The 12,501-nt window shown below is 67.4% G+C and carries 13 protein-coding genes; 2 read left to right on the plus strand and 11 right to left on the minus strand.

Annotated elements, in window-relative coordinates; translation table 11 throughout:
• Positions 1-141: 141 nt before the first annotated feature.
• The gene (locus HWN72_RS25615; RefSeq protein ID WP_051586881.1) at positions 142-1,287 is read left to right on the plus strand and encodes a TetR/AcrR family transcriptional regulator; all 1,146 of its coding nucleotides are present in this window, start codon (positions 142-144) and stop codon (positions 1,285-1,287) included.
• A gap of 111 nt (positions 1,288-1,398) precedes the next feature.
• On the opposite strand, the gene HWN72_RS25620 is transcribed toward HWN72_RS25615, so the two are convergent.
• The 11 genes from HWN72_RS25620 to HWN72_RS25670 form a co-directional block, all read right to left on the minus strand.
• Positions 1,399-1,599 carry a hypothetical protein gene (locus HWN72_RS25620; RefSeq protein ID WP_197524502.1) on the minus strand — a complete coding sequence of 67 codons (201 nt, stop codon included), beginning with the start codon at positions 1,597-1,599 and terminating at the stop codon, positions 1,399-1,401.
• A gap of 61 nt (positions 1,600-1,660) precedes the next feature.
• Positions 1,661-2,530 carry a 3'-5' exonuclease gene (locus tag HWN72_RS25625; protein ID WP_051586882.1) on the minus strand — a complete coding sequence of 290 codons (870 nt, stop codon included), beginning with the start codon at positions 2,528-2,530 and terminating at the stop codon, positions 1,661-1,663.
• A gap of 49 nt (positions 2,531-2,579) precedes the next feature.
• Positions 2,580-4,922, minus strand: coding sequence for a membrane-bound PQQ-dependent dehydrogenase, glucose/quinate/shikimate family (locus HWN72_RS25630; protein ID WP_211151700.1), 2,343 nt, complete (start codon positions 4,920-4,922; stop codon positions 2,580-2,582).
• A gap of 76 nt (positions 4,923-4,998) precedes the next feature.
• Positions 4,999-5,241 (minus strand): biotin/lipoyl-containing protein, encoded by a 243-nt coding sequence (locus HWN72_RS25635; RefSeq protein WP_008830797.1) that lies wholly within the window; start codon positions 5,239-5,241, stop codon positions 4,999-5,001.
• Positions 5,242-5,250: 9 nt separating this feature from the next.
• Positions 5,251-6,243, minus strand: a complete 993-nt coding sequence (locus tag HWN72_RS25640; protein WP_211151701.1) for an alpha-ketoacid dehydrogenase subunit beta — start codon at positions 6,241-6,243, stop codon at positions 5,251-5,253.
• A gap of 15 nt (positions 6,244-6,258) precedes the next feature.
• Positions 6,259-7,263 (minus strand): thiamine pyrophosphate-dependent dehydrogenase E1 component subunit alpha, encoded by a 1,005-nt coding sequence (locus tag HWN72_RS25645; RefSeq protein ID WP_036526528.1) that lies wholly within the window; start codon positions 7,261-7,263, stop codon positions 6,259-6,261.
• A 31-nt stretch (positions 7,264-7,294) separates the two neighbouring features.
• Positions 7,295-8,593, minus strand: coding sequence for a M24 family metallopeptidase (locus HWN72_RS25650; protein ID WP_036526529.1), 1,299 nt, complete (start codon positions 8,591-8,593; stop codon positions 7,295-7,297).
• Positions 8,590-9,048, minus strand: coding sequence for a cupin domain-containing protein (locus tag HWN72_RS25655; protein WP_036526531.1), 459 nt, complete (start codon positions 9,046-9,048; stop codon positions 8,590-8,592). Before HWN72_RS25655 ends, HWN72_RS25650 begins: the two co-directional genes overlap by 4 nt.
• Before the next feature lie 28 nt (positions 9,049-9,076).
• On the minus strand, positions 9,077-9,838 hold the full coding sequence (locus HWN72_RS25660; protein WP_036526532.1) for an SDR family NAD(P)-dependent oxidoreductase: 762 nt from the start codon (positions 9,836-9,838) through the stop codon (positions 9,077-9,079).
• Entirely contained in the window at positions 9,835-10,614 is a 780-nt protein-coding gene (locus HWN72_RS25665) for an SDR family NAD(P)-dependent oxidoreductase (RefSeq protein WP_036526533.1), read from the minus strand. The genes HWN72_RS25660 and HWN72_RS25665 overlap by 4 nt, the downstream gene beginning before the upstream one ends.
• Positions 10,611-10,928: a putative quinol monooxygenase gene (locus tag HWN72_RS25670; protein ID WP_036526536.1), complete on the minus strand. Its 318-nt coding sequence runs from the start codon at positions 10,926-10,928 to the stop codon at positions 10,611-10,613. The genes HWN72_RS25665 and HWN72_RS25670 overlap by 4 nt, the downstream gene beginning before the upstream one ends.
• Before the next feature lie 20 nt (positions 10,929-10,948).
• On the opposite strand from HWN72_RS25670, the gene HWN72_RS25675 reads away from it, so the two are divergent.
• The gene (locus HWN72_RS25675) at positions 10,949-12,436 is read left to right on the plus strand and encodes a tetratricopeptide repeat protein (RefSeq protein WP_036526538.1); all 1,488 of its coding nucleotides are present in this window, start codon (positions 10,949-10,951) and stop codon (positions 12,434-12,436) included.
• Positions 12,437-12,501 lie beyond the last annotated feature (65 nt).

Consider the following 12,501-nt stretch of genomic DNA (forward strand, 5'->3'; position numbering starts at 1 on the left):
CGGGTATCGCTCGATCGCAGGCGCGTTGTCTGCTACGGGAGCGGGACAGCCAGTCGGGCCTTCACTATCATGAGCGCCATGAAAGCCGCGGAATCATCGTCATTCGACCGGTTTATCACCGTAGTCACAGGGCAATGGGAAATGCTCGGCGCAGCGGGTATGTCCGCCCGCCGGATCAGTGGGCTGACCAAAGCGCCGGTCTCCTCGATCTACCATCACTTCGGGTCTCTGGAACACTTGTTGCTGGCCTCGCAGCGGCAGTGTCTGGTCGAGGCGAAGCTGTGGTGCGACCGCCAGTGCCGCCAGTTCGACGGGCTGGACGCGTCGCCCGCCGCCTTCGCAGGATTCTTTGCGCAGATCACCGACGGTTGGTGCGAGGAGCAGCGCGGGCTGGCCTTCGCCTGGCGCGAATGCCAGCTGCTTGCGCACCAGTCCCCGCTCTTCGGCGATGCGGCGCGGGAATGGGCCGCCTTGTGGCAGCGGTTCTGGAGCGAGGCGAGCCGGCGCTTCGGCCTAGGTGCAGACAGCATCGTTGCGCAGCGCGTGTTCGAGAACGAGAGCTTCTTCCACATGATCCGCTGGCGGCGCCTGGTCGACCGCGCCGCGCTCGACGAAACCGCCCGTACGCTCGGCGCATGGCTGACCGGCACTGCCCTGCCCGCTGCGCCCTGGCGCGAATTCGCGCGCGAGGCGGCCCTGCGCTCGATGCCCGTGCTGCCCGACCGGGACGAGACGGCCGCCCGCATCGTGGAAACCGCCGCAAGGATCATCGACGAGGACGGGCTCGCCCGCCTCACTCACCGCGCCGTCGCCGAACGCACCGGGCTGACGTTGGGCACGGTGTCACACAAGTTCCGCACCAAGCCCGCGCTGCTCGAAGCGGCGTTCGAGGGGCTCTACCGCGCCAACGTCGAGCGCCTGCAGGCCGAAGCCCCCGCGCGCGACACGGCTCGTGATCTGGCCGACGCTCTGGCCCGCGACCTGGCCGGGATGATGCAGCGCGGCGGCAATGCCCGGGGCCGCGACGAACTTCTGGTCGCCACCGCGCGCGATGCTTCGTTGCGCCAGTTCGGCGCCCAGCTGCGCTACTTGCGCGGCCGCACTTCACACGGCGCGCTGCAGGACCTTGTCGGCGCGCGGCGGCGGGTCGGCGTCACCGAAGCAGCACTGTTCTCCGGCTTCCTGACGTCGCAACTGCGCGCCCATGCCGGGCATCCCGAAGAGATCGCTCCGCAAATCCGCAGCGAACTCGGCGTGATGGTGGGACTGGCCCGCGACGTGGCCTAAAGGCGGATTTCGAGCCTGTCATGCATGTGGATTTATGTCGGTCCATGTCGCCGCTTGCGGATCATGCCGCGATGACCGGCGCGATCCATTCCCCGCAGCGCGCAGCCTCGATCAGGCCTTGGGCGTTACCCACACCTCGACGGGCGCGATGAACTTGCCCGGCGCGGGCTTGCCGACATGGACGCGGTCGGCGGTGACCTGCTCTCCGCTTTCCAGGTGCAGGGTAACCCACGGCTTGGGCATCCGCTCGAACTTCATCTTCTGGATCGGCTGACCCGTGCTCGAATTCATGATGGTGGCAATGATACTCATCGGCGGCCGTTAACCGCCTGTCCCTGCATGCGTCCATCCGCGAGGCGGGGTTATGCCCGCTTCAGGTTGCCCGGCCGAGCCTTGCCCGCAGCGCGTCCTCGGACACGACGGCAACTGGTCGACCGGCCTCGCGAAGCTCCTGCGCGCGGCGATGCATCGGGCTGGCCTCCACCCAACGGCCGTAGGGTTGCGCCTTGGCGATCACCAGCAAAGTGGTGGTCATGCCCACCGACCGCACGACCCGACCACCCGCCGCCGCCACGGCAGCGGCGAGCTTGCCGTCGAGCGCTTCACCCAGGATTGCGACCCGCTCCCCGCTCAAGGGCCCCTCCGAGGCGGGCAGGGGCGGCTTGGGCTTGGCGCGCGCAGGCCTGGTCATCCAGCCCTTCAGGTCGATGCCGGTGTGCTCGATGGCTTTCACGATCACCATCCCGGCGGCGCGGGCATCGCTCAAGGCATCGTGATGCCGGTGCTCTATCCCGAGAAACCGTGCGAGCACGTTGAGACGATGGCTCGATAGCTGCGGCCAGGCCTGCTTGGCCACCCGGACGCTGTCCAGCCATTCGGTCTCAATGAGCGGATGCGCGCTCAGCCGGCATGCGGCGGCCAGAGCCCCTTTGTCGAAAGCCGAGTGTGCGACCGCAATCCGGCCGCTCAGATGCCCGTCGAGCACGGCATGGATTTCGCCGAAGGTCGGCTGCCCGGTAACATGGCCTGCGGTGATGCCATGGATGCCGACATTGAATGGGGAGAACTCGTCACGAGGATCCACCAATGTCTCGTAAGCCATCACCTCGCGCCCGTCGCGAAAGCCCACGATGCCGACCTGGCAGATGCTGCTGACGCGCGAACAAGCCGTCTCCACGTCGATAACGACGAAGTCGGGGGCATCCGGGACGGCAGTGGGCAGCGATGGGATCGGCGAGGTCATGCCTCCACCCTAGCAAACCGGTGCCTCCTGCGCGAGACACCCCCGAGCCCTATCGCGCTTTCGGCAATGCGAAGGCGACCACGCTGTCTCCCGGCGTCGTACCCATGTAGGCATGTCCGCCTGCCGCAATGACGACATACTGCCGTCCGGTCCTACGCGAAACATACGTGATCGGCGTCGCCTGCCCGCCTGCCGGCAGGCGGCCGCGCCACAACTCCCTGCCCGTCGCGGTATCGAAGGCACGCATGTAGTTGTCGAGCGCAGCGCCGATGAAGGTCACCCCGCCCGCGCTGTTCGCAGAGCCGCCCAGGTTGAACGCCCCCGGCACCGGAATGCCCAGCGGTGCGGTATCGGCGGACGTGCCGAAGGTGCGGCTCCACGCGATTCTGCCGGTCTTCAGATCGACGGCGGCAATCTTGCCCCATGGCGGCGCCTCGCACGGAATGCCCAGCGGGGAGAGCATCGGCAGCAGGCTGACACCGTAGTTCGTGCCGTATTGCGGCAGATAGCCCGGCGCGTGCGAGTCCTTCGCCAAGGCTGGACGGTCGGTATCGGCTCCATGGCGGAACAGGCGTACCTCCTGAGGGATCGCCGCCGAATTGACGATCATGATCTGGCGCGCGGGATCGATGCTGACGCTACCCCAGTTGAGAATGCCAAAAGTGCCCGGCCACTGGATCATGCCGCGCTCGGAAGGCGGGGTGAACATGCCCTTGTAGTCGAGCGAGCGGAAACGGATGCGGCACCACATCTGGTCGATCGGCGTCGCCCCCCACATGCCCGCCTCCGTCAGCGGCGGCGGCGCGAAGGAGGCGAAACCCTTCACGTAAGGCTGGGTGGGCGAATAGCGCTCCCCCGGGATGCCGCCGCGAGGCACGGCGCGCTCCTCCACGCCTGTCAACGGACGGCCGGTGGCGCGGTCGAGGATGAAGATCTCGCCCCGCTTGGTCGGTGCAGCAAGCGCGGGTATCTTGCGGCGACCGACGGTGTAGTCGAACAGCACCGGCTGCGCGGGCATGTCATAGTCCCAGATGTCGTGGTGTACCGTCTGGAAATGCCAGCGCATCCGTCCCGTCCTGACGTCGAGCGCGACGATGGAACTGGCGTAGCGCTCCAGCATCGGTGAACGGTGCGTACCGACATGATCGGGCGTGGCGTTCCCTGTCGGCAGGTAGACCAGCCCCAGCGCGGGATCGGCGCTGAACACGCTCCAGGCGTTGACCGAACCACGCGTCCAGCTTTCGCCGGGGCCGGGCATCGGGGCATCGTCGGGCCGTCCGCTGTCCCATGCCCAGAGCAGCCGCCCGCTCTTCACGTCGTAGGCCCGCACCACGCCCGATGGATCGTCCTTGGTGTAGTTGTCGCGCACATAAGAGCCCAGCACCGCAACGTCGCCGACGATGACGGGGGGCGAGGACGAGTAGGACCGCAAGGGATCGACCTGGCCGAGCCCTTCGTCGAGGTTCACGGAGCCATCCTTGCCGAAATCGGCGCAAGGCGCACCCGTGCCGGCATCGCTGGCAAGCAGGCGTCCGTCCACGGTCATGCTGATGATCCGTTTGGCGCATGATCCTGTGCCAGCGGGAGCGGCGTGGTAGGATACGCCGCGGCAGTTGAGCATCTGCGCATTGCCGATGTTAGTGCGGGGGTCGCGCAGCCAGATTTGCCTGCCCGTGTCCGCATCCAGCGCGAAGACCTTGCCGGTAGGCGAACAGAAATAGACCTTGTCGTCCACCATCAACGGCGTCGCCATGAAGGAAATGGACTTGATCTCCGGTCGTTTCGCCTTGGTGTCGCCCGTCTCGAACGACCACGCCTTTTCCAGCTTCGCAGCGTTGGCCGGGGTGATCTGTGCAGCCGGGGAATGGCGGGTGCCGGACAGGTTCGCGCCGTAATCGGTCCACTCCGCGCTGGCCGGGCTTGCCGGAGCAGACTTGGCCACGCTACCGGCGGAAACATCGAAGACCGGCACCGTAAGGAAGGTTCCCGTCAGCGCTAGAGCCGCGACCAGCACGACCGAGCCCAGCCCCCAACGCGTACCGGCATCCGAAGCGGCGGTCAGTCGGCGGCGCAGCCACGGCAGCGCGAGAAAAGCGCCGATCACGGTCGGCCCCGCAAGGCGCGGCAGGAGTTGCCAGAACTGCGCCCCAACCTCCCAGAAGGCCCAGATCAGCGTGGCCAGTAGCATCGCCGCGTAAAGCCAGAGCCCTCGCCGGTCGCCCCTCCAGAGCAGCACGCCCGACACCGCGCAGGCCACCCCGGCAGCCAGATAGTAGGCCGATCCGCCCAGCGTCAGCAGTTTTATCCCGCCCACGGCCAGCACCGCCCCGATGGCGAACAACACCGCCCCAGCCGACCAGCACAGCCAGCGGCCTTCCTTCCCGTCCTTCATCCCTCGCGTCCTCTCCCGGAACGTCTGCGTTATCCCGGGCCTTGCCCGGTGCCGTTGATCGCCTTTCGGACGTGGATCACCCCGTCTCGATCACCGCGATCGGTTCGCGCACGTCGATCGTTTCACCTTCTCCGGCGATGATGCGGAGCAGCGTGCCGGAGACAGGGGATGGCACTTCCACCGTGGTTTTCGCGGCTTCCACCTCGACGAGATTCTCGCCTTCCTCGACCGCGTCGCCCGGCTGCTTGAGCCAGCGGACGATCTCGCCGTCCTGCATCCCCATGCCGTATTGCGGCAGGACCATCGTGAATTCGGCCATGTTCGCTCCTCAGGCTGACTGGAACTCGGCGGCACCTACGAGGCGACTGGCGGCACTCACGATGCGCTCCACCGAGGGATAGAGCGGCTTTTCGATGAGCGGACTGAACGGCAAGTGCGTATCGGGAGTCGTGATCCGAACCACCGGCGCGCGCAGGGCCTCGAACGCCTCCTCGACGATGGTGGCGGCGATCTCGCTGGCGGCGCTGCAGGTCCTGTTCGCGGGATCGACGCAGATCGCGCGGCCGGTCTTGCGCACCGAACGCAGGATCAGATCGCGGTCGAGCGGGACCAGCGTGCGCGGGTCGATCACTTCCAGCGAGATGCCCTCGCCCGCCAGTTGCTTCGCCGCTTTCAGCGCGACGTTGACCCCGCCGGCGATGGCGACGACGGTGATGTCGGTGCCTTCGCGCTTGATGTCGCCCTTGCCGATGGGGATCAGGAAGTCGGGATCGTCAGGTACGTCGGCCTTGTTCATCCAGCAGGTGCCGTCCTCGAAACTCATCACCGGATCGTCGTCGCGGATCGCGGACTTGAGCAGGCCCTTCATATCGGCGGCATCGGAGGGGCAGATGATCTTGAGGCCCGGCATGTTCATGAACATCGGGTAGGGCCGGTCCGAATGCTGCGCAGCATTGGAGTTGCCGTAGAACATGCAGGAGCGCAGCACGAGCGGCAACTTCGCCTGCCCGCCGTAGATATAGCGGGACTTGGCGATGATCGAGCAGATCTGGTCCATCGCCGGATAGAGGAACGAGGACAGCGTCGCATCAACGATGGGCCGCATGCCCACCATCGCCGCGCCGCCTGCCGCGCCGATGAAGCCGTTCTCGGAGATCGGCGTGTCGCGGATGCGCTCCTCGCCGAAACGCTCGACGAAGCCGGTGGTGGTGCCGAAGACGTTGCAGCGAATGTCCTCGCCCATCATGAAGACACGGGCGTCGCGCTCCAGCTCTTCGGCCTGGGCCTGCTGGATGGCTTCGAGGAAAGTGATCTTGGCCATGGTTGCGGTTCCTTCTCAGGCGTGCGCCAGAACGTCGTCGGGGATCGGCAGGCGATCGACGAAGACGTGGTCGAAGGCCTCCTCGAAGGCCGGGTATGCGCTCTCGCGCGCGAAGTTCAGCGAGTCCGTCACTTCGTCCGCGATGGCCGCGTCGATGGCGTCGAGATCGCCCTCGGCCACGCCATCGGCCAGCAGGCGCGCGCGGTAGAGCGTGATCGGATCGCGGGCGACCCAGTCATCATGCTCCGGCCCGCGGGGGGTGAGGTCGCGGCCCATGTTCACCGCGTGGTCGCGGTAGCGGTAGGTCTTGGTCTCGATCAGCGTCGGCCCCTTGCCCGCGCGGGCGCGGTCCACCGCATCGCGCACGGCCTCCTCGACGGCGTCCACGTCCTGCCCGTCGACGATGACGCCGGGGATGCCGTAGCCGTGCGCGCGGTCCGCGACATTGACGCCCGCCACGGCGGCGGAGGTCGGCGTGGACATGCCGAAGCGGTTGTTCTCGCACACGAAGATCGCGGGCAGCTTCCACACGGCGGCAAGGTTCATGCCTTCATGGATCGCCCCTTCGCTGGAGGCGCCGTCGCCAAAGAAGCACAGCGCCACACGGTCCAGCCCCTGCAGCTTCGCGCCCAATGCTGCACCTGCGGCAACCGGGCCGCCGGAGCCGACGATGCTGGTTTCGCCCAGGCTACCCATCGCGAAATCGGACAAGTGCATCGAGCCGCCCTTGCCCTTGCACACGCCCGTCGCCTTGCCGAGCAGTTCGGCCATGAGCGGGCGCAGCGTCGATCCCTTGGCGATCGGATGGCCGTGGCTGCGGTGCGTGCCGACCATGTAGTCGTCGTCGCGCAGCGCCATGCAGGCGCCGACGCCCGAAGCCTCCATCCCCGCATAAGTGTGCAGAGCGCCGGGGATTTCGCCCGCAGCATGGATGGATTCGGCCTTGGTCTCGAACTGGCGGATGCGCTGCATCCGGCGGTACTTCTCAAGCCTGCGGTCGTTGTCGCCGATGGCGGTCATCGCTCTCTCCTTGTATGCGCAAATCGGGGGGTCATGCTGCGTTCGCAGGCTCGGGCGTCACCGCCTCGAACAGTTCGAGCGGGGCCGCGTACATCGGTTCGGGAGCGCCCGCGGTGATCGCGTAGACGTTCTCCATGTGGCACGGCCCCAGCTTCGCGCCGAAGTAGAGGCTGTCGAGCGAGATCAGCATCCCCTCCTCCATCACGAAGCCCTGCTTGACCCCGGCCAGCCCCGCTGCCGGGAAGGGCAGCGGGATTTCCAGCGGCATCAGGCCGATGCCGTGCGCCACGACCAGCAGCTTCTCGGGCGTGGCGATGCCGCCCGCCTTCAGGTGCTCATAGCCGATCGCGGGCAGGCTGGCGGTGGAGACGCCGGGGCGCAGGTGGTCCACCATCTTCAGGAAAGCATCGCGCAGGACGTCATGCTGGTGGCGGTACTCGGCGCTGGCCTTGCCGACGACGGCGGTGCGGTTGATATCCACCCAGAAGCCGTCGTGGATGCCCTGCGTCTCCAGGATCACGATGTCGCCGCGCCGCAAGGCCCGGTTGCCGCGCGTGCGGAACAAGTCGGGGATGAACTCGTCCGCTTCGTAGGCGCCGCCGAACAGCATCGCGCCCTCGTCCACGGGGATGACTTCGTTGCGCACCATGAAATCGCAGATGCGCGCCTGCACGTCGTTCCAGTCCGCGCCTTCGTGGAGCAGCGATCCGGCGTGAGCGATGATGCGGTCCGCCAGCTTGCCCAGCTTGCGATAGCGTTCGAGTTCACCGGGGGTCTTCACCACCCGCACGCGCATCATGAAGTCGAGCACGTCGGAATATGCATGCGGCACGGCGGCCGTGATCCGCGCGGAGACGCGGTGCTCGTCGAAGCCGATCGCCTTGCCCGCCATGCCGTGATCGGCAAGGCCCGAAGCAATGGCGGCGGCGATGTCGGGCTGGCAACTGCCCCTGATCGCACCCATCATCCCGGCGGCGTCCTCGGCCAGCTGACCGCCGTTGCGGTCGGGGTCGATGTAGCGGCTGACCTCGCAGAAGTTGAGCATGTCGAACGTCCGCACCTCGCCGAAGGTGCAGGCGTCGCCGTCCTTGTTGAGCACCGCGACGAGGCCGAGGTTCGCCTCCGGGATCACCAGCGTCAGCGGCTTGGCCGGATCGGCATAGACGATCGCGGCAGCCATCGGCTCCATCTGCTGCCAGCGTTCGAGGATCGAGTGATAGCCCACCGCATAGCGCACATCATGCGGGTGGCTGAGCACGACCGCGTCGAGCCCTTCCGCCGCCATCATCGTGCGCAGCCGGTCGGCGCGGGGGTTGGAGGGTGCGGTCATGCCGCTTCCTCCAGCCCCTCGTTGGCGACGTTGGAGATCACTTCGCCCTTGGCCACGTCGCGCAGGAATTCGTGGTTGAGGATGAAGCGGATCTCGCCCACCTCGTCGAGGAAGGCGACGGCGCCGTGGCCCATGAAGAGATATTCGGTCACTTCGTCGCAGCGCGCCTCGTTGTGGCGCGAGCCGATCGGTTCGTAGCCGTAAGTCCCCGCAGGCGCTGAGCCGACGTCGTAGATCAGTTCGCCCTTGGTCACGAAATACTGCCCGTGGCCAAGGTGCCAGTGCGGGGCGAAGGTCGCGCCGGGCTCCATGTGGACCCACAGGACCCAGTCGCCGGTCTCCTCGCTGTAGCGCAGCAGCCGGATCGTGGTGCCGGTGCCGAGCGCGACTTCGTGGCAGTCGTTGATGTTGACGATGAGGTCGCCGAGTTTTCCGGCATCGTGCAAAGCGGTCATGGTTGTTATCCTCTCGTAGCGGGTCGGGTTACATCGTTGCGGTAAGGCCTTCGTCGGCGGGGATGACCGCGCCGTGCAGCGCGCTCGACTTGTCATCGAGCAGGAAGCAGACGAGCTGGGCGATCTGCTCGGGGTCCATGAAGAACTGGCGGCGCGGGCTGGGATGGCCGTCCATCAACGCGGCGATGGCCTGCTCGCCCTCCGGCGTGCGCAAGTTCGCGGTCAGCGGCGTCGCCACCGCGCCGGGGCACACGCAGTTGATGCGGATGCGTTTCGGGCCCAGCTCCGCCGCCAGCGTGCGCGCCAGCATGGCGACCCCGGCTTTGGAAGCGCTGTAGGCGCTGTCGCCCGCGCGGCCCGCCGTGCCGCTGACCGAACCGATGAACACGATCGTCCCGCCGCCCGCCTCGATCATCGCGGGCAGCACGGCTTGCGTGACGTAGAAGCTGCCCTTGAGATTGACGTCGATATGCCGGTCGAACAGCGAGAGGCTGCTTTCGGGCACCGGGTTGGGCGCCCAGATCGCCGCGTTGTTGACCAGCAGCGTGACCGGACCGAGCGCCGCTTCGATGCCCTGCACAGCCGCCGCGACGGCAGCGGCATCGGCGATGTCCACGTGCGCCGCATGGGCGAGCGTGCCGCTTGCCACCGCCTTGTCGAGATCGGCCTGCGGCACCTCGGACAACACCGCGACCTTTGCGCCCGCCTCGGTCAGCAGCTTGGATACGGCGGCGCCGATGCCGCTGGTGCCGCCCGTCACCACGGCGACTTTTCCGCTGAGCCCACTCATTGCGCGGTGAACCCGCCATCGACGATCAGTTCCGAGCCGTGCATGTACCCGGCCTCGTCGGAGGCGAGGAAGCGCACGGTCTTGGCGACGTCGATGGGATCGGCCATGCGCCCGATCGGGTGCGCGGGGGCGAGCCCGGCGGCGGCTTCCTCGACGCTGGCGGCGAAACCGTTGTCGACGATGCGCTGGAGGATGTGGTCGACCATGCCGGTCTTGACGCCGCTGGGGTGCACCGAGTTGACCCGCACCTTGTAGCCCAGCGCGGAGAACTCCATCGCGCAGGCCTTCACGAACAGCGTCACCGCGCCCTTGGAGGTGCAGTACCCGACGTGCAGCGGCGAGCCGATCTTGCCCGCGACCGATGAGATCACGATCACCGAAGCCCCGTGCGGCACGCTCTCGCCCGAGCGCCGGAGGAGCTGCGCCGCCACCTTGGTGCCGAGGAACGGGCCATCGACGTTGACCGCCATCTGTTTGCGCCACTGCTCGATGGTGGTGTTCTCCATCTTCTCGACGACGACAATGCCCGCGACATGGACCAGCACGTCGAGCCGCCCGTGCTGCGCCTCCACCGCGCCGATCGCCGACTGCCAGGATACCTCGTCGGTCACGTCGAGCGAGAGATAGGAATCGCCCTGCCAGCCCCCTGCCTCGGCGGGGAGGTCGGCGCCGATGACGGTCGCACCTGCCTCGGCCAGTTGGCGCGATATCTCACTGCCGATGCCGCCGGTGCATCCGGTGACGAGGGCGATGCGTCCTTCAAGCGAACCGGTCATGCGTGAACTCCTGCCTTGGCGGCTTCACCCAGAAGGTCGAAGACGCGGATGTCGGGGTCGCCGTCGAGGCAGGCGTAGCCCTCCGCCGACATGGCGACGTGGTAGGGCCGGTTCGCATGCGCTTCCTTGGCGGCGATGTCGGTGAAGATCTCGGTGAAGCCGAAGGCGTTCGGGTCCTCGCGCGATTGCATGACCTGGAACAGCAGCGTATCGGCCTCGTTGGCGCGCACGTCCTTCTGCAGTTGCGTGGTCAGTTCGATGAAGCGCTGCGTCTTGTCCGGCTTCGTGCGGACATGCATGATGACACCAATCATATCGGAGAGGACCTTTCGTCATGTGGGGGGAAATGCTGGCCGAAGCGGCGCGCGTCGCGCAGGGGCCGGACCCGGTGGCGGCCCGGCCCCTGGTGGACCGCCTGCTCTCCGCGAAGCCGGGAGATGCCGATGCGCTGACACTGGCCGGGATCGTCGCCCAGCGTACCGGGCGCATGGAAGATGCGGTGCGCGCCTTCGGCGATGCCTGCGCCGCCGATCCGCGTGATGCCGGACGCCGGCAGAACCTGGGCGTCGCGCTCAAGAACGCAGGCGCTTACGAGGAGGCGCTGCAGGCTTTCGCCGCCGCGCTGGAACTGCGCCCCGGACATGCCGCAACGCTGGCGAATCTCGGCTCCTGCCTGATCGCGGCGGAGCGATACGACGAGGCGCTGGAGATGCTGACGCAGGCCGGAGACAGCGCCGATGCGCTCAACAATACGGGGGTCGCGCTGGCGCGGCTCGGACGGCACGGCGAGGCGGTGAGCCGTTACCGGCGCTCGCTGGAACTGCGGCCCGGGCACCTCGACACGGCGCTGAACCTTGTCGATGCGCTCGCCGCCTGCGGTCAGGGGGGCGAGGCGGAAAGCCTCGTCGGGCAAATCCTGCGCGTACAGCCCCGCAACCCACGCGCGGCAAACCAGCTTGGCCTCATGCGCGAGCGGGCCGGCGATTACACAGGTGCGGTGAATGTGCTGCGCCGCGCCTTCGATCCGGCACAGCCCAACCATGCGCTCGGCATCAATCTGGTACGGGCGATGATCCGCGGCGGGCAGGAGCGCGATGCGCTGGGCGTCTGCGGTAAACTCGTCGCCACGCAGCCGAGCGTCACCACGCCGGTGGCGCTGGCCCTCGCCGCCTTCGAGAAGCTCGGCTGGACCGGCGATCGCGAACGGATCATGGCGCTCGACCGCTTCGTCACCGTGCATGACATCGACGCCGCGCCGGGCTTCGAAGACCTCGCGACGTTCAACGCCGCGCTGGTGGAGGAACTGCGTGCTCACCCCTCGCTGACGTTCGAGCCGGAGGGCCTCGTGACCCGCCAGGGACGCCAGAGCGCCGACCTCGTCGATGCGCGGAGCCCGGCGATCGGCGCCCTTGCACGGATCGCCCGCGATCATCTCGCCAGTGCCCATGCACGCCTTGCCGAGGAACCCGCCGACCACCCCCTGCTCCACGCGTTGCCCGAGGAATGGAGCCTGACCCTGTGGGGCACGATCCTGCGCCCCGGCGGCGAAGTCGGCTCGCATATCCATGCCCCCAACTGGCTCTCGGGTGTCTACTATCCACAGTTCGAGGGTGAAGACGGTGCCTTCGCGATCGGCCTGCTGCCGGAGGAACTGGGCGGCGGCGGCACGCCCGTCACCTACCAGCCCCGAGCGGGCCGGATGATCCTGTTCCCCTCGTATCTCTGGCACGCCACGCTGCCCTTCGGCGGCGACAAGGAACGCATCAGCTTCGCCTTCGACCTCGTCCCCAAGGGCATCGGCCGCGCGCACAAGCTGCCCTGAAACTCCACCTTCGTCATTGCCAGCGGAGCGAAGCAATCCAGCGCTGCGCAAACCGCCCTGGATTG

The sequence above is a fragment of the Novosphingobium sp. HR1a genome (genome assembly GCF_015594425.1).
Classification (GTDB): domain Bacteria; phylum Pseudomonadota; class Alphaproteobacteria; order Sphingomonadales; family Sphingomonadaceae; genus Novosphingobium; species Novosphingobium resinovorum_A.

Bases quoted from the DNA above. Each gene is read 5' to 3' on its own strand.
- HWN72_RS25645 (WP_036526528.1), bottom strand. From the start codon at position 7,263: ATGACCGCCATCGGCGACAACGACCGCAGGCTTGAGAAGTACCGCCGG.
- HWN72_RS25625 (WP_051586882.1), bottom strand. From the start codon at position 2,530: ATGACCTCGCCGATCCCATCGCTGCCCACTGCCGTCCCGGATGCCCCC.
- HWN72_RS25670 (WP_036526536.1), bottom strand. From the start codon at position 10,928: ATGATTGGTGTCATCATGCATGTCCGCACGAAGCCGGACAAGACGCAG.
- HWN72_RS25665 (WP_036526533.1), bottom strand. From the start codon at position 10,614: ATGACCGGTTCGCTTGAAGGACGCATCGCCCTCGTCACCGGATGCACC.
- HWN72_RS25640 (WP_211151701.1), bottom strand. From the start codon at position 6,243: ATGGCCAAGATCACTTTCCTCGAAGCCATCCAGCAGGCCCAGGCCGAA.
- HWN72_RS25675 (WP_036526538.1), top strand. From the start codon at position 10,949: ATGTGGGGGGAAATGCTGGCCGAAGCGGCGCGCGTCGCGCAGGGGCCG.
- HWN72_RS25620 (WP_197524502.1), bottom strand. From the start codon at position 1,599: ATGAGTATCATTGCCACCATCATGAATTCGAGCACGGGTCAGCCGATC.
- HWN72_RS25655 (WP_036526531.1), bottom strand. From the start codon at position 9,048: ATGACCGCTTTGCACGATGCCGGAAAACTCGGCGACCTCATCGTCAAC.
- HWN72_RS25650 (WP_036526529.1), bottom strand. From the start codon at position 8,593: ATGACCGCACCCTCCAACCCCCGCGCCGACCGGCTGCGCACGATGATG.
- HWN72_RS25615 (WP_051586881.1), top strand. From the start codon at position 142: ATGCTCGGCGCAGCGGGTATGTCCGCCCGCCGGATCAGTGGGCTGACC.
- HWN72_RS25635 (WP_008830797.1), bottom strand. From the start codon at position 5,241: ATGGCCGAATTCACGATGGTCCTGCCGCAATACGGCATGGGGATGCAG.
- HWN72_RS25630 (WP_211151700.1), bottom strand. From the start codon at position 4,922: ATGAAGGACGGGAAGGAAGGCCGCTGGCTGTGCTGGTCGGCTGGGGCG.
- HWN72_RS25660 (WP_036526532.1), bottom strand. From the start codon at position 9,838: ATGAGTGGGCTCAGCGGAAAAGTCGCCGTGGTGACGGGCGGCACCAGC.